Source organism: Mesorhizobium sp. Root102 (assembly GCF_001425625.1).
Lineage (GTDB): Bacteria > Pseudomonadota > Alphaproteobacteria > Rhizobiales > Rhizobiaceae > Mesorhizobium.
Genome location: NZ_LMCP01000047.1, coordinates 148710 through 168685 on the forward strand (window position 1 = coordinate 148710; position 19976 = coordinate 168685).

The window sequence follows — 19976 nt, forward strand, 5'->3', positions numbered from 1 at the left end:
ATGTCCAAGGGTCAACAGCGAAGCAACCGCGAAACGCGCAAGCCGAAGAAGGACAAGGTCGTGGCCAAGCCCGCCTCCCCGTTCGGCTCGTCGGTCAAACAGGCGGAGAGCAGCCTGAAGCCGAAATCGAAGGGCTGACAAACTGGAGGGCGCGCCTCAAGCGCCCTCTCCGTCGTCCTCCGTGAGGCGGCGAACTGACTGAACAGACCCGCGCAATGCTCTGCCATGGAGGCGCGCTTGAACTTCGTCATCGAGTTCTACCGGTCGCGCGACGCCGACGAAGCCACACTCGACAAGGTGTCGCTCGAAGCGCCGAATCTGCGCGCCGCGCTGCAGGGCGCCACCGCGCTGTTCCACACGCTGGCCATGCCGCAAATCCCCGATCGCCTGCGCATTTGCGACGAAAACGGCAGCGAGCTTTATGCCGGCCCGGCCGACGGAGCGTATCCGGCACCGTGACCAGCAGCGTGAGCTTCAATCTTCACGCGCTGCCTTTACCGATCTGATCATGTCCTGCGGACATCGCCCTGCCCCTCAGCACGGCCCGTCGCCAACGACACGATAGTCAGCGGCGCGGGCTTCGCAGGAATTGGGGAAGGTACGCATCTCGCCGTGCCGACGAGCGCACACCGGCGCATATTCGCGGGTGCAGAACGTCTGCTCTTCGCCGCTACCACCGCCGTCGCGGCACGGACCGTCGCGCACGATGCGATAGCCGGCCCGGTCGGCAAGGCAGGCATTGGCGAAGGTCTGGCGGTCGCCGCCGCGCCGGGCACAGACCGGCTCGTACTGCTTGCTGCAATATTGCGGTTCGGGCCGTGGCGGACGCGGGCGCGGCCCTGGTCCCTCATCGACCACGACCGTGCAGGCGGCAAGAACTACCGACAGCAACAGGATGGCAAAACCCTGTCGCGAAAAGATTGCCGCCAGAAATTTCATGATAATCTCCCACGATCGCGTCCCCGGTTGCCGATCCTCGCCATTCGCTTGCCAATTGCAACCCCCGTTTGCAGCCCTTTCAGCCGGAAACGGTGCCTGCGGCCGTGGTCGGCGTCTGCTTCCTGGGCCACCTCGACATCTGGCCTATTCGTGGCCCGGCTCTGGCCGATGACCCGGCCGGCAAGCAAGCCTATGCCGTGCCGATCGATGCTCAGGTTAGTCGATCCATGCGTCGGGATGCGCCAGTGCGGCGGCCCGCGGCGCTATCTTGCAACCATCACGTTTCCGTGCGATAAATTCCGTGTTCGGGCATTTGCGACCCGGAGAGCGGAACGTTTTGGACGACCTTTCCCCGATACTGTGAATCTCTGACGGCCCCGTTTTCGGCGGGGGGTTTGACCATGCGCCAATGCATGACTGCCGAAGCAACCACCGGGAACTGCCCTTTGCGCCAGGCGGCGGGCAGGACCACCAAAGACTGAACGGGTGAAGGAGTTTCCCCAATGGCCCAGACCGGCACCGTTAAATTCTTCAACGCGACCAAAGGCTTCGGTTTCATCACGCCCGATGGTGGCGCCAAGGACGTGTTCGTCCATATTTCCGCGATCGAGGCTTCGGGCCTGCGCACGCTCGTCGACGGCCAGAAGGTCACCTTCGACGTCGAGCCGGACCGCATGGGCAAGGGCCCCAAGGCCGTCAACCTCCGCGCTGCCTGAGCCATCGGCACGCCGCACGTCTTTCGGACGCGCGACGGAGGCTCCAATGCCTGAACCTGGCTTGGAGAGGGATTTGAATTTTGGAAAGGCGCGGCGATCTTCGTCGCGCCTTTTTCGTACCGAAAAAGCAGACCAATGCATATCGCCCGAAAGTGGTCCCGGGTTTGGGGGAACGTTACGCATGAAAACAAAGAACTAAAGCGAGTCGCGAGGCGCTTCAGGTGCCCGCAAAACTTTCTCTTGCCGATGACGCTAAAATAAAGGACAAATTTCCGCTCGGGCATTTGCCGGCCCGAGACTGGAGTTTATGGGACAAAGGAGCTTCCCATGCCGCAGACCGGCACCGTCAAATTCTTCAACCATGCCAAGGGCTTCGGCTTCATCACGCCCGATGATGGCGCGAAGGATGTTTTCGTCCATATTTCAGCCGTGCAGGCGTCCGGTCTTCCCGGTCTCGAGGATGGCCAGAAAGTGTCATTCGACACCGAGCCGGACAAGCGCGGCAAGGGTCCGAAAGCCGTCAACCTGTCGGTCGGCTGAGCCAGCTTCAGACCGGCTGCGGCGGGCAGTTTCGCCTCTCGAGAGCGTGTGATCTTTGACGTCTGTTTTGAATAAACACGTCGAAATCCGTTCAGCCCCCGTTCAGCCACGGTCGCATATTAGCCTTTGGTAAAGCCGGACCGCACCCCCCGAAACTGCACGGTCCGGCACGAAGGAGACCGACATGAACCGAATTTTCAAGACCGCCGTCCTGGCCGCTGCCGTGGCCGCCACCACGCTCGCAACCTTGCCCGCCGCAAACGCGCGTGACTGGCGCCATCACGGCCATCACGGCAATGGCGATGCGATCGCCGCCGGCGTCCTCGGCCTCGCGGCCGGCGCGCTGATCGGTGGCGCGTTGGCCAATGACCGGCCGCCGCCCTACGCTGACCGCTACTATGATGACGGTTACTCCGATCGTGACGTAGTGGTGCGCCCGGCCCCGGTCCGCCGCTACTATGCGGAGCCAAGGGTTGTCTACGCCGATCGTTATGCCGAGCCGTGGACGCGTGACTGGTACGAATACTGCTCGGACCGTTACCGCAGCTTCAATTCCCGTACCGGCACGTTCACCGGTAATGACGGTGAACAGCATTTCTGCACGACGAACTAAGACCAAGGGCTTCCCTGCCCCAAACAAAAAGCGCTGACCGCGAGGCCGGCGCTTTTTGTTATTGAGCCCCCGATTTCGATCGGTCGTTAGGAGCGCCAAGACGTGTTGAGATTCAGGCCAGGCCGAGCCGAAAATGGGTTTCCGAGAACCGGAGCGGAGCGTACTTAAAGTACGTGAGCACCGGAAGCGCAGGAAGCCGCCGTTTGCAGGCCGGCCTCACCTGAATATCAGCACCGTCTACACCAGGAACGGATTGGTCCGCCGTTCCTCGCCAAAACGTCCGCCGGGACCGTGGCCACAGATGAAGCCGATGTCGTCGCCGAGCGGCAGGAGCTTGCCCTTGATCGAGGCGATCAGCGCCGCGTGGTCGCCGCCCGGCAGGTCGGTGCGGCCGATCGAACCGCGAAACAGCACGTCGCCGACATGGGCAAACTTGGCCGCGCGGTTGTAGTAGACGACATGGCCGGGCGCATGGCCGGGACAGTGCAGCACCTCGAACACATGGCTGCCGAACGACACGGTCTCGCCTTCGGTCAGGAACCGGTCGGGCACGCAGTTGCGCGCGCCGGCGATGCCGTAGCGTTTGCCCTGGGCTTCCAGATTGTCGAGCAGCGACTTGTCGGCCTCGTGCGGGCCGATGATCTCGACGCCGAGCGCCTCCTTCAGTTCCATGGCGCCGCCGGCATGGTCGATATGGCCATGCGTTATCCAGATCGCCCCGGCTGATATCGCATTGTCCTTCAGCGCCGCCAGCACCTTGTCGATGTCGCCGCCCGGATCGACGACGACACCGTGCTTGTCGTCCATGTCGAACAGGATGGTGCAATTCTGCTGAAACGGTGTGACCGGCACGATGCCGGCATTGAGCTGACCCATGATCGTCCTTTCGCTACGCCAGCGGTGATGTAGAGGCGCGGGCGAAGGGCGTCCACCCCCGAAAGACGAACAGTCAGTAGGTCTGAAACGGAAATGGGCGGCCGAAGCCGCCCATTTGAAAAGCCCGAATGGCCGCTTACTTCTTCATGGCGCCCATGACCGCGCCGAGAATGCCGGTCAGGATCGCGCCGCCGCCGGCGCCGCCGACAATGTTGTTGAGGTTCAGCGCGCTGCCGAGACCGCTCGTTGCTGCTGCCGCAGCCGCCGGATCGACCGCGCCGCCGCCCAGCAGGCTGCCGAGGATCGCCGCACCGCCCACGCCGCCAATGGCTCCGCCCAGGATTTTGGGGAGCTGACCCATCGCCGCCGTCTTGAGCGCCGCACCGATCGCCTGACCACCGATGACGCCAGCAATCACCTGTATGATGATCGGAAGAAGCGTGTTCATGTCCATATGATTAGTCCCTCCATAGCTGCCAGCCTCCCGGGCCGACAGGATCATGAGACGCCGAATTGGACGAAAGTCAAATGCAGAAACGCTGAAATAAAAGGGGCGGCCCGAAAACCGCCCCTGCTTGCTCGAAAAGCTGTGACTATCGTTATTCTGCGGCGATCGCGTGCTTGGGCTGAACGGCGGCAGAATAGTCATTCATTAGGTTTTTGGCGATTTCACCGACCTCGAATCGGTAAGGTCCGATCTCCGAAACCGGCGTTACTTCCGCTGCAGTTCCGGTCAGGAAGCATTGCTCGAAGCCCTCGAGTTCTTCCGGCAGGATGGCGCGCTCGATCACCTCCAGACCGCGATCCTTGGCCAAGCCAATGACCGTGCGGCGGGTGATACCGTCGAGGAAGCAGTCGGGCTTGGGCGTGTGGATCTTGCCCTCCTTGACGAAGAAGATGTTGGCGCCGGTCGCTTCCGCGACCTGGCCACGCCAGTCGAGCATCATGGCGTCGGCATAGCCCTTGGCCTCGGCGGCATGCTTGGACATGGTGCAGATCATGTAGAGGCCGGCGGCCTTCGACTTGGAAGGCGCGGTGCGCGGGTCGGGCCGGCGCCATTCCGCCACATCGAGGCGGATGCCTTTCAGCTTCTGCGCGGGATCGAAATAGCTCGGCCATTGCCAGATGGCGATGGCGCAGTTGATGCGGTTGTTCTGCGCCGAAACGCCCATCTGTTCGCTGCCGCGCCAGGCGATCGGCCGGACATAGGCGTCCTGGAAACCCTGCCTCTTCAGAAGCGTGGAGGAGGCGTCGTTGAGCTCCGCCACCGAATAGGGAATCTTGAAGCCGAGCAGGCGCGCCGAGTCATGCAGGCGCTCGGTGTGTTCGTTGAGCTTGAAGATCTCGCCGCCATAGGCGCGCTCGCCCTCGAAGACGGCGCTGGCGTAATGCAGGCCATGGGTCAGCACATGGATCTTGGCGTCACCCCATTGGACGAATTCGCCGTTCATCCAGATGAAACCATCCAGTTGGTCGAAGGGAACGGATGCCATGGTAACCTCCCGCGGGCGGCAGCCCGCATAGTGTTGTATCGTTGGTGTTTCGTGTCGGCCGCCCAAAGCGGCTTTTATGCTGGAGCGTAGGCGGATAATTGCGCTCTGGCAAACTCAGGAAGTTCCGGAAAAACCGCCTTCCCTTGCCTTTTCGTTCGCAATCCGCCCAAAAGCTTGTCAAAAATTACCATTGCAGGGAAATTACGTCAATAGTACTGACATAATCTCTCTTTCCCACGGAGAAATGATGACGGATCGAAGCCACGCAGCCGGGAAACCGATCAGGACCGCGATGTCAGACGAGGACGGCATCGACTTCGCCATCATCGAGCTACTCTTCTTCGCCTATCGTGACTTCACCTCCGATCCGGATCAGATCCTGGCTGATTACGGTTTCGGCCGTGCCCACCACCGGGTGCTGCATTTCGTCAACCGCAGGCCGGGCCTGACGGTCGCCGAACTGCTCGACGTGCTGAAGATCACCAAGCAGAGCCTGGCCCGCGTGCTCAAGCAATTGATCGACACCGACCATGTCGTGCAGTTGCAAGGTCCGCGCGACCGCCGCCAGCGCGAGCTCTATCCGACGGCCAAGGGCCGCGCGCTGGCGCTGGCGCTGGCGCGGCCACAGTCGCGCCGCATCCATGCTGCATTGGGAGATTCCGGAATAACCGAACGGACCTTGGTGGAACGGTTCCTCGAAGCGATGGTCAATCCGGAACTGAGGGCGCAGATCGACGTTGGATCCGCAGAAATGTCAGGGAAAAGCCATGGAGAGCACTGAACGGGTCGATCACACGGCCGCGCCGGACGACGACGCGCCGCATCTGCTCGTCGTCGACGACGACACACGCATTCGCAATCTTCTCAAGCAGTATCTGACCGAAAACGGCTTTCGTGTCACCGTCGCCGGCAATGCCGGCGAAGCCAGGCGCAAGCTTGCTGGCCTCGACTTCGACCTTCTGGTGCTCGACGTCATGATGCCCGGCGAGACGGGCGTAGACTTGACCAAGTCGCTGCGCGCCGAAAAGAACGTACCGATCCTGATGCTGACGGCGCTGTCGGAGACTGACAGCCGCATCAGCGGGCTGGAGGCTGGCGCCGACGACTATCTGCCAAAACCCTTCGATCCGCGCGAGCTGATCCTGCGCATCAACAACATCCTGCGCCGTGGTGGCCCGGCGACCACGCCCAAGGTCGAGCAGTTGGTCTTCGGCCCCTACACCTTCCAGATCGCCAGGCGCGAATTGAAGCGTGGTGGCGAGGCGCTGAAGCTGACCGACCGCGAGCAGGAGATCCTTGCGATCTTCGCCGCGCGGGCAGGCGAGACGATACCCCGCCACGAGCTTGTCGGCGACGATTCGGAAGTCGGCGAGCGCACCATCGACGTCCAGATCAACAGGCTGCGCCGCAAGATCGAGCGCGATCCGTCCAATCCGGTCTGGCTGCAGACCGTACGTGGTATTGGGTATCGGCTCAGCGTGGAATAGAATGCCGCCTGCGGCCGGCTGAACGGCTGCGGGCAAGCGATAAGAGCGAATGGCAACCACGGAACTGGAACAGCCGGGCAATGGCGGCTTGAGCGCACGCGCCACGCGGACGCTAAAGGCGGTGCCGCGCGCCTGGAACCGTTTCTGGCGCTTGGTCTCGCTCTACATGCCCAAGCGGCTCTATGCCCGCTCGCTGATCATCGTCATCGCGCCGATGATCCTGCTGCAATCGGTCGTCGCCTTCGTCTTCATGGAACGCCATTGGGCAACCGTGACGCAGCGCCTGTCGCAGGCCACCGTGCGCGACATCGCCGCCATCATCGACCTGATCGAGACCTATCCGCACGACGCCGACTACACCAGCATCATCCGCATCGCCCAGGACCGCATGCAGTTGAAGGTTGACCTGCTGCCGCCCGACCCCTTGCCGCCGCCAGGACCCAAACCCTTCTTCTCGATTCTCGACGACGTTCTTTCGTCCGAGATCACGCGCCAGATCAACCGCCCGTTCTGGATCGACACGGTCGGCAATTCCAACATCGTCGAGGTGCGCGTCCAGCTTGAGAACAAGGTGCTGCGCGTGTTCGTGCGCCGCAGCCAGGCCTATGCCTCCAACACCCACATCTTCCTGATCTGGATGGTCGGCACCTCGCTGGTGCTCCTGATGATCGCCATTCCCTTCCTGCGCAACCAGATCCGGCCGATCCTGATGCTTGCCGAAGCCGCCGAAAGCTTCGGCAAGGGCAGGCCGATGCCGCGCGATTTCCGGCCGCGCGGCGCCGAGGAGGTCCGCCGCGCCGGCTTTGCCTTCATGCAGATGCGCGAGCGCATCGAACGCCAGATCGAGCAGCGCACCGCCATGCTCACCGGTGTCAGCCATGACCTGCGAACCATCCTCACCCGCTTCAAGCTGCAGCTTGCGCTTTCTGGCGGCAAGGCCGAGACCAAGGCGGCGCTCGACCAGGACATCGACGACATGCAGTCGATGCTCGAAGGCTATCTCGCCTTTGCCCGTGGCGAGGCTTCGGAAGACGCCGGACGGTTCGATCTCGAGGCCTATTTCGAGAAACTCGACGAGGAAGCCAGGCTGCGCAAGCGCAAGCTGTCGACGACGCTTGCCGGCGACCCCGATGTCCATGTGCGGCCGAACGCCTTCGCCCGGCTGATGTCCAACGTCATCGGCAACGCCTTCCGCTATGCCTCGACGGTGGAGGTCAACGCCAGCCATGGCCGCGGCTCGCTTCTGGTCACCATCGACGACGATGGTCCGGGCATTCCCCCCGACCGGCGCGAAGACGTGTTCAAGCCGTTCGTGCGGCTCGACGAGGCCCGCAACCTCGATGCCAGCGGCACCGGGCTCGGCCTGTCGATTGCCCGCGACATAGCCCGCAGCCATGGCGGCGACATCACCCTCGACGACAGCCCGCTCGGCGGGCTTCGCGCCGTCATCAAGGTTCCTGCATAGTCGGCGCAGGACGGGCTTCATCCGCCCGTCATGAAACCATGGTCAAGAGCGCGCATGAAGCGCGCGACCTCAATTGATTCGGCCTTGCCGCCTCACTTCGATCCCGTGCCCGCCCGGGTGCGCTGGAGCGAAGCGCGGGCAGCGGGCTGGTCGCCGTTCCGGCATCGTCTCAAGGCAACCGCCGACCTTTCCTGCAAAGGGCCGCCATGCGCATACTGATGGTCACCGACGCCTGGCGCCCGCAGGTCAACGGCGTCGTCCATACGCTGGAGCGGCTCACCGAAACGCTGAAATCCTTCGATGTCGCGGTGGATTTTTTGACGCCCAACATCTTTCGCACCCTGCCCCTGCCGACCTATCCCGACATAAGGCTGGCGCTGACCACGCCCGGCCATGTCGCTCGCCTGATAGAAGCCGGCAAGGCAGACCACATCCACATCGTCACCGAGGGTCCGCTCGGCATCATGGCGCGGCGCTATTGCCGCAATGCCGGCCGGCCGTTCACCACCAGCTATCACACGCGCTTTCCCGAATATCTCAGCGCCCGCCTGCCGGTGCCGGAAAGCTGGGCCTATCGCTGGCTGCGCGATTTTCACAATTCCGGCCAGGGCACGCTGGTCGCCACCCAGTCGCTCGCCGACGATCTTGCGGCGCGCGGCTTCACCAAGCTGCGGCCATGGACGCGCGGCGTCGACACCGATCATTTCCGCCCGGACAAGAAGAAGGATCTCGGCTTCCCCGGCCCGGTCTTCCTCTGCGTCGGCCGCGTCGCCATCGAAAAGAACCTCTCCGCCTTCCTCGACCTCGACCTGCCGGGCAGCAAGGTGATCGTGGGCGAAGGCCCCGAGCTTGCCAGGCTCAAGGCGAAATACCCGCAGGCGCATTTCCTCGGCCATCGCCCCAATGACGAACTGGCTGAGATCTACGCCTCGGCCGACGTCTTCGTCTTCCCGAGCCGCACCGACACCTTCGGCAATGTCATCATCGAGGCGCTGGCCAGCGGCACGCCGGTCGCCGCCTATCCGGTGACCGGGCCGATCGACATCGTCGGCGACGGTTTTGGCGGCGCAGTTTCCAACGATCTGCGCGAGGCCTCGCTCGCTGCGCTCAACGTCGACCGCGCGCAGGCACGCGAACGCGCCATGCGCTACAGCTGGAATGCCTGCGCGGAAATGTTCCTCGACACGGTCGAGGAAGCGCTGGGAACGACGCGGAAGCTGGCAGCCTAAAACAACCTGCCGCCGTCCGGCACCTTGCGCTCGATGGCACCGAGCACCACGGCGCCCTCCTCATCGGGAAAGCCGAGCGTCAGCACTTCCGACATGAACGGGCCGATCTGGCGCGGCGGGAAATTGACCACCGCGAACACCTGCCGGCCGATCAGCGTCTCCGGCGCATAGTATTTCGTGATCTGCGCCGACGATTTCTTGATGCCGATGCCGGCGCCGAAATCGATCTTCAGCTTGAACGCCGGCTTGCGCGCCTGCGGAAACGGCTCGGCCTCGACGATCGTGCCGGCGCGGATGTCGACACGATCGAAGTCGGCAAAACTGATCTCTGGCTTACGCTCGCTGCTCGAACTCATCTTGGTCTTGTCTGCCTTACGGGGACTCAGGCGTTGCCATAGGTCTCGAATAGCACGCCGGCCAGCGCGTCCTTGGCCGAGGTTCCCGACCAGACGACGAACTGAAACGCCTGGAAATAGCATTCGCAGGCTTCCAGCGCCGACGACAGCAGGACTTCGACCTGCTGGCTCGACGGCTCGACCCCGCCGGCCAAGAGCAGCGACTGGCGGAACATGATCGCACCCTCCTGCTCCCAGAGGTCGAAATGGCCGAACAGCATCTGCTCGTTGATGAGCGACAAGAGCCGCATCACTTCCAGCGCGCGGGTCTCCGGCACCTTGATGTCGAAGGCGCAGGCCAGGTGCAGCGCCTCGAAATCCTCCATCCACGAGAAAGAGACGTGATAGTCGGTCCAGCTTCCGGCAACCGAGATCGAAATCTCGTCGTCGCCGGCCCGCTCAAAGGACCAGTCGTTGTTGTGGGCCACCTGCTCGATAACATCCACCGGATGGATTTCGCGGGAGAATTCGAGTTCGAGAAGTTCCATGGAATGCTTCCTGTCGTTCTGTACGAGCGCCGCCACACGCTCCGCGAGAGGGCACACACAACGAACAATCTTGTCTAGAACTCGGACGGCCAGGACTTTCTTCGCGCAAAAGACTGCTTCTCGACGCAAAGACCCCAGACCGGACCCCACCGCCCGGCCGCATGACCCTGCTCCGAATCATGCAACAAATTCAGTCTATTGATCGGGAGTCGCGTGAACAGCCCAATTTTTCGCACTGCGTCATTCGCATGTGGAAAGCCGCTATCACAAAGATTCATGCAATGCCGTTAAGCGATTCACGGCAAAGCGCTTTTCAGGATCGGGCTATGTGGAAAAGTTTAACGATTATTTTTTTGCGCGGGGCTTGGTCGGCGCCGCTGGTGCGGCGTCACCAGCCAGTTCGGCAAGCTTCGCCTCGAGCGCCTCGATACGCTCGGCAAGGCGGGTGTTTTCTTCCCGAGCCTTGGCGGCCATCTCGCGGGCGGCTTCGAACTCTTCGCGCTGCACCACGTCCATGGTGTTGAGAATGCGTTCGGCCTGCCCCTTGAAGGCCGTCTCCACCTCACGGCGCACGCCCTGCGCGGCGCCGGCGGCGTCGGTCATCAGCTTGGCGAATTCATCGAGAATGCGGTTCGGTCCGGTCGACATGGCAAATCCTCGCTTGCTCGAAATGACGTAGTGGTGCCGCGCGTCGAATGCAAGAACGTTAAGGCTGCTGCGGCATCAAGTCGGCCCCGCCCTTGTCCAAAACACTGGCAAATCTAATCAATAACTATTATTGTCTGGGAGCAGTTTGCAGGAGCACCGTCATGGCCATTAGCGCAGACTTGGGTACCCGTCTTGAGGATATCGTCAATCAGCTTGTCAGCACCGGTCGCTATAATTCGAAGAGCGAAGTGCTACGCGAAGGCGTTCGCCTCGTCGAAGAGCGGGAAAAGCGCCTTGCGGCCCTCGACGCAGCCCTCGCAGAAGGCATTGCAGATGCCGACGCCGGCCGGGTGAAGCCCGGCGACGAGGTGCTGGACAGACTCGAAGCCAAATACAAGGCGATGGCAGAGAAGAACAAGTGAGGCGGCTGGTCTTCACCCGTCGGGCTGAAGCGGACCTTGCAGCCATTGGTGACTACATCGCGCTGCACAACCGCATTTCGTGCGGTGACGTTCATTCAGGAATTGCGCCGCGATTGCATGGAATTGCGCACCATGCCGGAGCGGCATCCGCTCTTTGAGCGGCATCGATCCTCAGGCATTCGTCGGCGCGTTCATGGCAATTGTCTGATTTTCTACCGCGTTAGCGCTGACACCCTGGAGATAATGCACATCCTGCACGGCGCGATGGATTTTGGAACGATCTTGTTCCCCGACAATTGAGTGCGTCCACCTTGCCTTGACCCTGCCAAAAGCCTGCCGCATGGTCCGCGCCCAAACGCGTTTCGCAACCGAGAGTCCCCCGTTGAACGAATATTTCCTGCTGCCGCTGGCCTCCTTGCCCTTCCCCAACATCAACCCGATCCTCATCCAGATCGGACCGCTGGCGGTGCACTGGTACGGCGTCGGCTACATCGTTGGCATCCTGTTCGCCTGGTGGTACGCCAAGCGGCTCGCCGCCAATGCAAGGCTGTGGCCGAACGGCGTCCTGCCGATGAAGCCGGAGGATCTCGACGATTTCATCGTCTGGGCGGCCATCGGCGTCGTGCTGGGAGGCCGCACCGGCTATGTGCTGTTCTACGATCTGCCGCGCTACATCGCGCACCCGCTCGACATCTTCGCGGTCTGGCAGGGCGGCATGTCATTCCATGGTGGCCTGCTCGGCGTCATCCTGGCCATGACGTTGTTTTCCATCAAGCGCGGCATCCGCCCCTGGTCGCTGTTCGATGTCGTGGCGGCCGGCGTGCCGGTCGGCCTTGGCCTGGTGCGCGTCGCCAATTTCATCAATTCCGAGCTGTGGGGGCGGCCAACCGACGTGCCGTGGGCGTTCGAATTCCCAAATGGCGGGCCGTTTGCCCGTCATCCGAGCCAGCTCTATGAGGCGCTGCTCGAGGGCGTGGTGCTGTTCCTCGTGCTGCGCATCCTCACCCATTCGCGCCTCAAGCTGAAGACGCCGCGCTTCGTCGGCGGCGCCTTCATCTGCGGCTATGGCCTGTCGCGCATCTTCGTCGAGTTCTTCCGCGAGCCCGATCAGCAGCTCGGCTATCTCCTCGGTACCAACTGGCTGACCATGGGCATGATCCTTTCTACCCCGATGGTGCTGGCCGGTATCTGGGCGATGCTGACCGCCAAGCCGGTGGCACAGCCGCAGCCGGCATGACACGGCTGAAAACCCGCATCGTCGACCTGATCGAGGCATTGGGACCGCTTCCCGTCAACGAATACATGGCGCTATGCCTGTTCGACCCGACGGACGGTTATTACACGACGCGCGAACCCTTTGGTGCGGCCGGCGACTTCATCACGGCGCCCGAGATCAGCCAGATGTTCGGCGAACTGGTCGCCGTCTGGCTCTACCAGGCCTGGCTGGCGAGCGGCCGGCCGCTGCCGGTTACCATCGCCGAGATCGGCCCCGGTCGCGGCACGCTGATGAAGGACATGCTGCGCACGCTGTCGCGGCTTGATCCTGATCTGGCCAACGGCGCTACCTTCGCCATGATCGAGACCAGCCCGCGCCTGACAGAGGTCCAGCAACAGACGCTTGGCGTCACACCTTTCGCGGTTCGTTGGCACGAAACCATCGAGGCCTTGCCGCGGCAGCCGCTGTTCATCGTCGGCAACGAACTCTTCGACGCCGTACCCGTCCGCCAGTTCGTCCGCGCCGGCGCCGGCTGGCGCGAACGCATGGTTGGCCTCGACGACGCCGATGACCTTTGCTTCTTCGCCGGTGCCGGTTCTGTCGACCCGACGCTGCTGCCCGCCGCTGCCACTGAGGCGCCGCAGGGTGCGATCGTCGAGGTCGCGCCAGCCCGCACCGCGCTGATGGCAGCCATCGCCGAGCGCATATCCAAGGATGGCGGCGCCGGCCTGTTTCTCGATTATGGCCATCTCCAGCCGGGTATCGGCGACACGCTGCAGGCCTTGCGCGGCCACAATCACGAAGATGTGCTGGCCAATCCCGGCGAGGCCGACCTCACCACCCATGTCGATTTCGCCGCCCTTGCCGCGATCGTGCGCGCGCATGGCCTCGACGCCCATCTGTCAACGCAGGGCGACTTTCTGCTCGGCATGGGCATTCTCGAACGCGCCGGCCGGCTCGGCGCGGATGCCGACCGGGCGGCACGCGACAAGATCGCTGACGATGTCGAGCGCCTCGCCGGGCCGCAAGCCATGGGCGATCTGTTCAAGGTGCTTGCCGTGCTGCCACGCGGCGTGGCCGCCCCACTCTTTGCAACGACGCCATTTGCCACGGCGGATTGACTTTTCACCGCCGCCCCTCCCAATCTCCCGTCCGGCAAAAGCACGGCGCCACCGGCCGCCTGCATTTTGCACCCGGACTTTTTCTTGACGAAACCGCCCACACGGACAACAACGCCTGCATGTCGAATCAGACCAAACCGGATCCCGTTCGGTCGCCGCTGCTGGACAAGGCGCAGGCACAAGGCATTCGCCACGGCTATTTCACCCGCATCGGCGGTGTCTCCGGCGGCATCTATCAGGGCCTCAACATCGGCACCGGATCGGACGACGACCAGGCACTGGTGGCCGAGAACCGCGCCCGCGTCGCCGCCTGGATGGGCGTGCCGGCGAGCCATTTGTTGACCGCCTGGCAGATCCATTCGCCCCACGTCGTCATCGTCAGCGAACCCTTTGCCGGCGAGCGGCCCAAGGCCGACGCCATCGTCACCGACCGGCCGGGCGTCGCCATCGGCGCCTCGACCGCCGATTGCGGTCCGGTGCTGTTCGCGGACGCTGAGGCGCGCATCATCGGCGCCGCGCATGCCGGCTGGAAAGGCGCGTTCACCGGTGTGCTCGAAAACACCATCCTCGCCATGGAAAGTCTTGGCGCCCGGCGCGAAAACATCGTCGCCGTGCTCGGCCCCTCGATCGGCCCGGAAAACTATGAGGTCGGCCCGGAATTCGTCGCCCGCTTCGTTGAGGCCGACACTGAAAACATCGGCTATTTCGCGCCATCCACCGATGCCGGCCATGCGATGTTCGACCTCAACCGCTACACGATCGACCGGCTGGCCAAGGCCGGCGTGACGGCCGAGGGCCTCGGCCGCTGCACCTATGCCGAGGAAGATCTGTTTTACTCCTACCGGCGCACCACGCACCGCAAGGAGCTCGACTACGGCCGGCAGATTTCGGCAATCGTTTTGGAGAGAGAATAATGGCGCTGCATTTTGAACGATCGGAATTTGACGCGCGGCGCGACCGGCTGATGATCGAGATGGCCGAGAAGAAGCTCGACGCCATCCTGCTGTTCGCGCAGGAAAGCATGTACTGGCTGACCGGCTACGACACGTTCGGCTTCTGCTTCTTCCAGTGCCTGGTGGTGAAGGCCGACGGTTCGATGGTGTTGCTTACCCGCTCGGCCGATCTGCGCCAGGCGCGCCAGACCTCGATCATCGACAACATCGTCCTGTGGACCGACCGCAACGGTGCCAATCCGGCGGTCGACCTGCGCAATCTGCTCAACGAGCTTGACCTGCTCGGCGCCCGCATCGGTGTCGAATACGACACCCACGGCCTGACCGCCTTCAATGGCCGCCGGCTTGACGAACAGTTGCAGACCTTCGGCCAGATCGCCGATGCGTCCGGCATTGTCGGCCGGCTGCGCCTGTTCAAGAGCCCTGCCGAAATCGTCAAGGCCGAGAAGGCCGCCAATCTCTCCGACGATGCGCTCGATGCGGCCCTGCCGCTGATCAAGCAGGGCGGCGACGAAGCGCTGATCCTGGCCGCCATGCAAGGTGCGGTCTTTGCCGGCGGCGGCGACTATCCGGCCAACGAGTTCATCATCGGCTCCGGCGTTGACGCGCTGCTATGCCGCTACAAGGCCGGCCGCCGCAAGCTCACCAAGAACGACCAGCTGACGCTCGAATGGGCAGGCGTCTTCAACCACTACCACGCACCGATGATGCGCACGGTGCTGACCGGCAAGGTGTCGAAGCGCCATCAGGAGCTGTTCGACGCGGCGCGCGCAGCGCTTCTGGCCGTCGAAAAGGCAATGGCGCCGGGCAACAGCTTCGGCGACGTATTCGATGCGCATGCCCGCACCATGGAGGCGCACGGCCTGACCAAGCACCGGCTGAACGCCTGCGGCTACTCGGTCGGCGCCCGCTTCACACCGTCCTGGATGGACATGCCGATGTTCTACCAGGGCAACCCCGAACCGATCGCGCCCAACATGACGCTGTTCGCCCACATGATCATCATGGATTCCGACACCGAGACGGCGATGACGCTTGGCCGCACCTACCTGACCACCGAATCCCAGCCCAAGCCGCTGTCCCGCCATGATCTCGACTTGATCGTACAGTGAATCCATAATGGGAGGCGTTCTTCGCCAAGGAGTTAGAAGGCAAATGAGACGATCGCATGTGACGACCGTGTCATTGCTTGTGGCATTGGCTCTTGCCGCCTGCACCAACGCAAAGGACGTTCTCGAACCTTCCGCCATCACCCCGCCGGCGACGTCGGCACCGACGCAGCCCGCCACGTCAGGCAACACGGCAGCCACGGTTCCGGCGCCGGCCGGCACCACTGCGGGCGCTCTTGCAACCGCCGCCACACCGCTCACATCTGCCCAAAGCGCTGCGATCCTGTCGAAGACCCGCCTGCAGATCGCGCCGATCGTCGGCGCTTCGGTGGAAGCCGCGACACCGCTGACAGCGGAGCTGCAGACGCGCGCCAGGCAGCGCGGCATCACGCTCGCCGGCAGCGCCGATCAGACCGCGACCCATGTGCTGAAGGGCTATTTCTCGACGATGTCGGAAGGCACGGACACCACCGTCATCTATGTCTGGGACGTCTACGACCCCGCCGGCAACCGCCTGCACCGCATCAACGGCCAGCAGAAGGCGCCATCGGTCAAATCCGGCGACAGCGGGGGCGGCGACAGCTGGAAGGGGGTCTCGCCGGCAACCATGCAGGCGATCGCCGACCAGACCATCGACCAATTCGCGGCCTGGCTTGGCGGCAAGGCGGGCTGAAATGTTGCCTGCCGGTGATGGCGCGGAGCTTTCTTGAGTTTAGCCGGCGGATTCCCGATCTCGGCGCTTGCAATACCGGCGCGGGCCGCTAAAAGCCCGGTTAAAGGGCGCAGGCGAGTCCGTCAGGTCTTTCCATCCTCCACCAGGAACCGTGCATGAAACTCTTCGCGGGCAATTCCAACAGGGTGCTGGCCGAAGCGGTCGCCCGGTACCTCAACGTCCCGCTGGGCAAGGCCAGTGTCAGGCGCTTCGCCGATCAGGAAATCTTCGTCGAAATCCAGGAAAACGTGCGCGGCGAGGATGTCTTCATCCTGCAGTCGACCTCGTTCCCGACCAACGATCACCTGATGGAACTGCTCATCATGATCGATGCCTTCATGCGCTCGTCGGCCAAGCGCATCACGGCGGTGATTCCCTATTTCGGCTACGCCAGGCAGGACCGCCGCGCCTCCGGCCGCACACCGATCTCGGCCAAGCTGGTCGCCAACATGATCACCCGCGCCGGCGTCGACCGCGTTCTGACGCTCGACCTGCATGCCGGCCAGATCCAGGGCTTTTTCGACATCCCGACCGACAATCTGTTCTCGGTGCCGGTCATGGCCCGCGACGTGAAGGCCAAATACAAACAGCTCGGCAATGTCGTGGTGGTGTCGCCCGACATCGGCGGCGTGGTCCGCGCCCGTGCGCTGGCCAAACGCTTCGACGCGCAACTCGCCATTGTCGACAAGCGCCGTGAGCGTCCCGGTGAATCGGAAGTCATGAACATCATCGGCGCGGTCGCCGGCAAGGATTGCCTGCTGATCGACGACATCGTCGATTCCGGCGGCACGCTATGCAATGCCGCCGATGCGCTGCTGGCCAACGGCGCCACCAGCGTCACCGCCTACATCACCCACGGCGTGCTATCGGGCGGTGCGGTTGCCCGCATCAGCGGCTCGAAGTTGCAGGAGCTGGTGATCACCGATTCCATCCAGCCGACCCAGGGCGTGCTCGACGCGCCGAACATCCGCGTCATCTCGATCGCCGACCTGATGGGCGAAGCCATCTCACGCACGGCGACCGAAGAATCGGTGTCCAGTCTCTTCGACTAATGCATGTCGCCCAAAAGTGACCTCGGTTTTGGGAGAACGACATGCATCAAAACAAAGACCTAAAGCGGGTCGTCCGAATCCATTCAGACGCGACACGCTTTAGACTGGCCTGCCGTTACGGCGCAGGGCTTTCCAACCGAATCGGACCGATCAGGCGACGGGCGACTTCGACGCTTTCGCGTGCGCCGCGCATATAGCCACGCGGCGACGCGCCCAGCATGCGCTTGAACATGGTGATGAAGGCCGGCACGCTGTCATAGCCGAGATCGAGCGCCACCCTGGTGATCGGCTCGCCGTCGGCGAGCCTGGGCAGCGCCGCGAACAGGCAGGCCTGCTGGCGCCATGTCGACAGCGACAGGCCGGTCTGGCGCTGGAAGGCGCGGGTGAAGGAGCGGCGGCTCATGCCGGCGGCATCGGCCCACTCGTCGATCGTCGCGTGCGGCGACGGTGCGGCGACAAAACGCCGGCACAGCGCCGACAGCCTGGGATCGGACGGGAACGGCAGCCCGAGCGGCCGTTCCGGCAGGGTCGGGATTTCATGCAGCAGCAGGTTCATGATCAGCCCGCCGCGCCCTTCCAGTTCGCCGCCTTGCGGCAGCTTCTCCGATTCCACGATCAGGCTGTGCATCAGGTCGGTGACGCCGACGACGCGCAAGCCTTCGGGCAGCCCGGGGATCGCCTGCGGCATGACATAGACCGAGCGCATCGACACATCGCCCAGCATTTCGACTGAATGCTCGGTGCCGGCTGGAATCCACATCGCATGGTCGGGCGGCACCATCCAGCGGCCGTAGCGCGTCGTCACCAGCACAACCCCGACCAGCGCATGCAGCAACTGGCTGCGGCTGTGGCGGTGTTGCGGTACACGGTAGCCATCTGGATATTCCGTCGGCAGCGCCACCGCCGGCCCGGCCACTTGCTCCAGCCACTGCCAGCGGCGCTCGTGCAACTGCTCGAAATCGGCATTGCCGGCGTGAAAGACTTCTCTGCCGTGCGGCATCTTGTATGGCCCACTTGCGAAACTATTGGACCAAACCACGAAAGAAGTCACCCCGCAAGCAGCTTATAAGGCAACCGTCCCTTAGGCGGCCTTCAGCAGCGCCCGCCAGTTAGTCCTGCGGGCCTGCCCGCCAAAAAGACCACGGAGCGTTACCTTGACCGATACGACAGCCGCCAGCGTCGCCCCACCGGCGAGCGCCAGTCACGCTTCAGCCCAGGCGACGGCCTTCACCGTCATCCTGGCGGTGAGCTTCTGCCACGGCATCAACGACATCATGCAGTCGCTGCTATCGGCCATCTATCCCTTGCTGAAAGAGAATTACGGCCTCGATTTCTGGCAGATCGGCCTTCTGACCTTCACCTTCCAGGTGACCGCATCGCTGCTGCAGCCGGTGATCGGCATGATCACCGACAAGCGGCCGATGCCTTACTCGCTGCCCTACGGCATGGCGTCGTCGCTGATAGGCCTGGTCGTGCTCGCCTATGCCGGGCATTATTCGCTGCTCTTGATCGGCGCCTCGCTGATCGGCATCGGCTCGGCGATCTTCCACCCGGAATCCTCGCGCATCGCCCGCTTCGCCTCTGGCGGCCGCTTCGGCCTGGCGCAATCGCTGTTCCAGGTCGGCGGCAATTTCGGCCAGTCCATGGGGCCGCTGCTGGCGGCCTTCATCGTCGTGCCTTTCGGCCAGACCAGCATCTCATGGTTCGCCATCGGCTCGCTGATCGGCATCATCGTTTTGTGGCAGGTCGGCGGCTGGTACAGCCGGCTGCGCGCCGCACAGGGCAACCGCAAGACGGTAAGCTTCGTCTCGCCCTTCCCGCGCCGCAAGGTGATGTGGGCATTGGCGGTGCTGACGCTGCTGGTGTTGACCAAGAACGCCTATATCGCCAGCCTTGCCAGCTACTACACCTTCTACTCCATGCATAAGTTCGGGGTTTCGGTTCAGATGAGCCAAGTCATGCTGTTCCTGTTCCTCGGCGCCTCGGCGCTGGGCATCCTGCTCGGCGGCCCGTTCGGCGACCGCTATGGACAGAAGGCGATGATCTGGTTCTCCATCGTCGGCGTGCTTCCCTTCACGCTGGCCCTGCCCTACGCCAATATGGAATGGACGATGATCCTGACGGTGCTGATCGGCCTGATCCTGTCGTCGGCCTTCTCCAACATCGTCGTCTTCGCGCAGGAATTGGTGCCGGGACGCGTCGGCATGATCGCCGGGATCTTCTTCGGCTTCGCCTTCGGCGTGGGCGGCATCGCCGCCGCCGTGCTCGGCGTCGTCGCCGACATCAAGGGCATCGACTATGTCTTCCAGATCTGCTCGTATCTGCCGCTGCTCGGCCTGCTCACCGTGTTTCTGCCGAACATGAAGGAAGCCAGGAAGGCACAGGCCGCGACCGGTTAAAAATCAGCCGATCTTCGCGATTTGACATGAGGGCGTGGCGGCCGCCACGCCCTCAGTGATTCTTCACCACACGCCGGGTGAAAAGCTTTTTAGTGTTTGAAAC

General features: G+C 63.2%; 26 protein-coding genes. 18 read left to right on the forward strand and 8 right to left on the reverse strand.

The features are described 5' to 3' along the window. Both ASD12_RS35000 and ASD12_RS30470 read left to right on the forward strand, forming a co-directional pair. Positions 1–138, forward strand: a complete 138-nt coding sequence (locus tag ASD12_RS35000; protein ID WP_164482279.1) for a hypothetical protein — start codon at positions 1–3, stop codon at positions 136–138. Positions 139–237: 99 nt separating this feature from the next. Then, on the forward strand, positions 238–459 hold the full coding sequence (locus ASD12_RS30470; RefSeq protein ID WP_056595994.1) for a hypothetical protein: 222 nt from the start codon (positions 238–240) through the stop codon (positions 457–459). A 75-nt stretch (positions 460–534) separates the two neighbouring features. On the opposite strand, the gene ASD12_RS30475 is transcribed toward ASD12_RS30470, so the two are convergent. Next, positions 535–939: a Kazal-type serine protease inhibitor gene (locus ASD12_RS30475; RefSeq protein WP_056595594.1), complete on the reverse strand. Its 405-nt coding sequence runs from the start codon at positions 937–939 to the stop codon at positions 535–537. Between the two features lie 503 nt (positions 940–1442). Here ASD12_RS30475 and ASD12_RS30480 point away from each other — a divergent pair. The 3 genes from ASD12_RS30480 to ASD12_RS30490 all read left to right on the forward strand — a co-directional run bounded on the left by ASD12_RS30480 (position 1443) and on the right by ASD12_RS30490 (position 2808). Further along, positions 1443–1655 carry a cold-shock protein gene (locus ASD12_RS30480; protein WP_006202520.1) on the forward strand — a complete coding sequence of 71 codons (213 nt, stop codon included), beginning with the start codon at positions 1443–1445 and terminating at the stop codon, positions 1653–1655. Between the two features lie 327 nt (positions 1656–1982). After that, the gene (locus ASD12_RS30485) at positions 1983–2195 is read left to right on the forward strand and encodes a cold-shock protein (protein ID WP_013530020.1); all 213 of its coding nucleotides are present in this window, start codon (positions 1983–1985) and stop codon (positions 2193–2195) included. A gap of 184 nt (positions 2196–2379) precedes the next feature. Next, entirely contained in the window at positions 2380–2808 is a 429-nt protein-coding gene (locus tag ASD12_RS30490) for a BA14K family protein (RefSeq protein ID WP_056595603.1), read from the forward strand. A 237-nt stretch (positions 2809–3045) separates the two neighbouring features. On the opposite strand, the gene ASD12_RS30495 is transcribed toward ASD12_RS30490, so the two are convergent. From ASD12_RS30495 to ASD12_RS30505, 3 genes are all read right to left on the reverse strand, one after another. Further along, positions 3046–3684 carry an MBL fold metallo-hydrolase gene (locus tag ASD12_RS30495; RefSeq protein ID WP_056595606.1) on the reverse strand — a complete coding sequence of 213 codons (639 nt, stop codon included), beginning with the start codon at positions 3682–3684 and terminating at the stop codon, positions 3046–3048. A 136-nt stretch (positions 3685–3820) separates the two neighbouring features. Next, on the reverse strand, positions 3821–4138 hold the full coding sequence (locus ASD12_RS30500; RefSeq protein ID WP_056595609.1) for a hypothetical protein: 318 nt from the start codon (positions 4136–4138) through the stop codon (positions 3821–3823). 145 nt (positions 4139–4283) lie between these two features. Further along, positions 4284–5177, reverse strand: a complete 894-nt coding sequence (locus tag ASD12_RS30505) for a branched-chain amino acid aminotransferase (RefSeq protein ID WP_056595612.1) — start codon at positions 5175–5177, stop codon at positions 4284–4286. Positions 5178–5424: 247 nt separating this feature from the next. On the opposite strand from ASD12_RS30505, the gene ASD12_RS30510 reads away from it, so the two are divergent. The 4 genes from ASD12_RS30510 to ASD12_RS30525 all read left to right on the forward strand — a co-directional run bounded on the left by ASD12_RS30510 (position 5425) and on the right by ASD12_RS30525 (position 9358). Next, positions 5425–5958 carry a MarR family transcriptional regulator gene (locus ASD12_RS30510; RefSeq protein WP_056595997.1) on the forward strand — a complete coding sequence of 178 codons (534 nt, stop codon included), beginning with the start codon at positions 5425–5427 and terminating at the stop codon, positions 5956–5958. Continuing rightward, on the forward strand, positions 5945–6664 hold the full coding sequence (locus ASD12_RS30515; protein WP_056595615.1) for a response regulator transcription factor: 720 nt from the start codon (positions 5945–5947) through the stop codon (positions 6662–6664). The genes ASD12_RS30510 and ASD12_RS30515 overlap by 14 nt, the downstream gene beginning before the upstream one ends. Positions 6665–6713: 49 nt before the next feature. Then, a complete protein-coding gene (locus tag ASD12_RS30520) occupies positions 6714–8129 on the forward strand; it encodes an ATP-binding protein (protein ID WP_082525766.1) in 1416 nt (471 codons plus the stop codon). A 206-nt stretch (positions 8130–8335) separates the two neighbouring features. After that, positions 8336–9358 carry a glycosyltransferase family 1 protein gene (locus ASD12_RS30525; protein WP_056595619.1) on the forward strand — a complete coding sequence of 341 codons (1023 nt, stop codon included), beginning with the start codon at positions 8336–8338 and terminating at the stop codon, positions 9356–9358. Here ASD12_RS30525 and ASD12_RS30530 read toward each other — a convergent pair. The 3 genes from ASD12_RS30530 to ASD12_RS30540 form a co-directional block, all read right to left on the reverse strand. Further along, positions 9355–9714, reverse strand: coding sequence for a tRNA-binding protein (locus ASD12_RS30530; RefSeq protein ID WP_056595622.1), 360 nt, complete (start codon positions 9712–9714; stop codon positions 9355–9357). The genes ASD12_RS30525 and ASD12_RS30530 overlap by 4 nt on opposite strands. A 26-nt stretch (positions 9715–9740) precedes the next feature. Further along, entirely contained in the window at positions 9741–10241 is a 501-nt protein-coding gene (locus ASD12_RS30535; RefSeq protein WP_013893499.1) for a YbjN domain-containing protein, read from the reverse strand. Between the two features lie 345 nt (positions 10242–10586). Next, positions 10587–10889, reverse strand: coding sequence for an accessory factor UbiK family protein (locus tag ASD12_RS30540; RefSeq protein ID WP_056595625.1), 303 nt, complete (start codon positions 10887–10889; stop codon positions 10587–10589). Between the two features lie 161 nt (positions 10890–11050). On the opposite strand from ASD12_RS30540, the gene ASD12_RS30545 reads away from it, so the two are divergent. From ASD12_RS30545 to ASD12_RS30575, 8 genes are all read left to right on the forward strand, one after another. After that, on the forward strand, positions 11051–11311 hold the full coding sequence (locus tag ASD12_RS30545) for a type II toxin-antitoxin system ParD family antitoxin (protein ID WP_056595628.1): 261 nt from the start codon (positions 11051–11053) through the stop codon (positions 11309–11311). A gap of 48 nt (positions 11312–11359) precedes the next feature. Beyond that, positions 11360–11611 carry a type II toxin-antitoxin system RelE/ParE family toxin gene (locus ASD12_RS33820; protein ID WP_320410762.1) on the forward strand — a complete coding sequence of 84 codons (252 nt, stop codon included), beginning with the start codon at positions 11360–11362 and terminating at the stop codon, positions 11609–11611. Between the two features lie 82 nt (positions 11612–11693). Further along, positions 11694–12548 (forward strand): prolipoprotein diacylglyceryl transferase, encoded by an 855-nt coding sequence (gene lgt, locus ASD12_RS30550; RefSeq protein ID WP_082525767.1) that lies wholly within the window; start codon positions 11694–11696, stop codon positions 12546–12548. Continuing rightward, a complete protein-coding gene (locus ASD12_RS30555; protein WP_056595631.1) occupies positions 12545–13648 on the forward strand; it encodes a class I SAM-dependent methyltransferase in 1104 nt (367 codons plus the stop codon). The genes lgt and ASD12_RS30555 overlap by 4 nt, the downstream gene beginning before the upstream one ends. Before the next feature lie 119 nt (positions 13649–13767). Further along, complete coding sequence (gene pgeF, locus ASD12_RS30560; protein ID WP_056595634.1) at positions 13768–14562, forward strand: peptidoglycan editing factor PgeF; 795 nt, start codon at positions 13768–13770, stop codon at positions 14560–14562. Beyond that, entirely contained in the window at positions 14562–15713 is a 1152-nt protein-coding gene (locus tag ASD12_RS30565) for a Xaa-Pro peptidase family protein (protein WP_056595637.1), read from the forward strand. The genes pgeF and ASD12_RS30565 overlap by 1 nt, the downstream gene beginning before the upstream one ends. A gap of 43 nt (positions 15714–15756) precedes the next feature. Then, positions 15757–16383, forward strand: coding sequence for a hypothetical protein (locus tag ASD12_RS30570; protein WP_056595640.1), 627 nt, complete (start codon positions 15757–15759; stop codon positions 16381–16383). 155 nt (positions 16384–16538) lie between these two features. Next, positions 16539–17474: a ribose-phosphate pyrophosphokinase gene (locus tag ASD12_RS30575; protein WP_015316090.1), complete on the forward strand. Its 936-nt coding sequence runs from the start codon at positions 16539–16541 to the stop codon at positions 17472–17474. Between the two features lie 115 nt (positions 17475–17589). Here ASD12_RS30575 and ASD12_RS30580 read toward each other — a convergent pair whose 3' ends face one another. Further along, positions 17590–18474 (reverse strand): helix-turn-helix transcriptional regulator, encoded by an 885-nt coding sequence (locus ASD12_RS30580; protein ID WP_056595643.1) that lies wholly within the window; start codon positions 18472–18474, stop codon positions 17590–17592. 154 nt (positions 18475–18628) lie between these two features. On the opposite strand from ASD12_RS30580, the gene ASD12_RS30585 reads away from it, so the two are divergent. After that, on the forward strand, positions 18629–19873 hold the full coding sequence (locus ASD12_RS30585) for an MFS transporter (protein WP_056595646.1): 1245 nt from the start codon (positions 18629–18631) through the stop codon (positions 19871–19873). The last annotated feature ends 103 nt before the right edge of the window (positions 19874–19976 follow it).

Coding starts and splice junctions, on each gene's coding strand:
- ASD12_RS30545 (WP_056595628.1), top strand. CDS start 11,051: ATGGCCATTAGCGCAGACTTGGGTACCCGTCTTGAGGATATCGTCAAT.
- ASD12_RS30500 (WP_056595609.1), bottom strand. CDS start 4,138: ATGGACATGAACACGCTTCTTCCGATCATCATACAGGTGATTGCTGGC.
- ASD12_RS30525 (WP_056595619.1), top strand. CDS start 8,336: ATGCGCATACTGATGGTCACCGACGCCTGGCGCCCGCAGGTCAACGGC.
- ASD12_RS30535 (WP_013893499.1), bottom strand. CDS start 10,241: ATGGAACTTCTCGAACTCGAATTCTCCCGCGAAATCCATCCGGTGGAT.
- ASD12_RS30570 (WP_056595640.1), top strand. CDS start 15,757: ATGAGACGATCGCATGTGACGACCGTGTCATTGCTTGTGGCATTGGCT.
- ASD12_RS30480 (WP_006202520.1), top strand. CDS start 1,443: ATGGCCCAGACCGGCACCGTTAAATTCTTCAACGCGACCAAAGGCTTC.
- ASD12_RS30505 (WP_056595612.1), bottom strand. CDS start 5,177: ATGGCATCCGTTCCCTTCGACCAACTGGATGGTTTCATCTGGATGAAC.
- ASD12_RS30580 (WP_056595643.1), bottom strand. CDS start 18,474: ATGCCGCACGGCAGAGAAGTCTTTCACGCCGGCAATGCCGATTTCGAG.
- ASD12_RS30510 (WP_056595997.1), top strand. CDS start 5,425: ATGACGGATCGAAGCCACGCAGCCGGGAAACCGATCAGGACCGCGATG.
- ASD12_RS30530 (WP_056595622.1), bottom strand. CDS start 9,714: ATGAGTTCGAGCAGCGAGCGTAAGCCAGAGATCAGTTTTGCCGACTTC.
- ASD12_RS30475 (WP_056595594.1), bottom strand. CDS start 939: ATGAAATTTCTGGCGGCAATCTTTTCGCGACAGGGTTTTGCCATCCTG.
- ASD12_RS30485 (WP_013530020.1), top strand. CDS start 1,983: ATGCCGCAGACCGGCACCGTCAAATTCTTCAACCATGCCAAGGGCTTC.
- ASD12_RS30575 (WP_015316090.1), top strand. CDS start 16,539: ATGAAACTCTTCGCGGGCAATTCCAACAGGGTGCTGGCCGAAGCGGTC.
- pgeF (WP_056595634.1), top strand. CDS start 13,768: ATGTCGAATCAGACCAAACCGGATCCCGTTCGGTCGCCGCTGCTGGAC.
- ASD12_RS30555 (WP_056595631.1), top strand. CDS start 12,545: ATGACACGGCTGAAAACCCGCATCGTCGACCTGATCGAGGCATTGGGA.
- ASD12_RS30490 (WP_056595603.1), top strand. CDS start 2,380: ATGAACCGAATTTTCAAGACCGCCGTCCTGGCCGCTGCCGTGGCCGCC.
- ASD12_RS30520 (WP_082525766.1), top strand. CDS start 6,714: ATGGCAACCACGGAACTGGAACAGCCGGGCAATGGCGGCTTGAGCGCA.
- ASD12_RS30495 (WP_056595606.1), bottom strand. CDS start 3,684: ATGGGTCAGCTCAATGCCGGCATCGTGCCGGTCACACCGTTTCAGCAG.
- ASD12_RS30515 (WP_056595615.1), top strand. CDS start 5,945: ATGGAGAGCACTGAACGGGTCGATCACACGGCCGCGCCGGACGACGAC.
- ASD12_RS35000 (WP_164482279.1), top strand. CDS start 1: ATGTCCAAGGGTCAACAGCGAAGCAACCGCGAAACGCGCAAGCCGAAG.
- ASD12_RS30540 (WP_056595625.1), bottom strand. CDS start 10,889: ATGTCGACCGGACCGAACCGCATTCTCGATGAATTCGCCAAGCTGATG.
- ASD12_RS30565 (WP_056595637.1), top strand. CDS start 14,562: ATGGCGCTGCATTTTGAACGATCGGAATTTGACGCGCGGCGCGACCGG.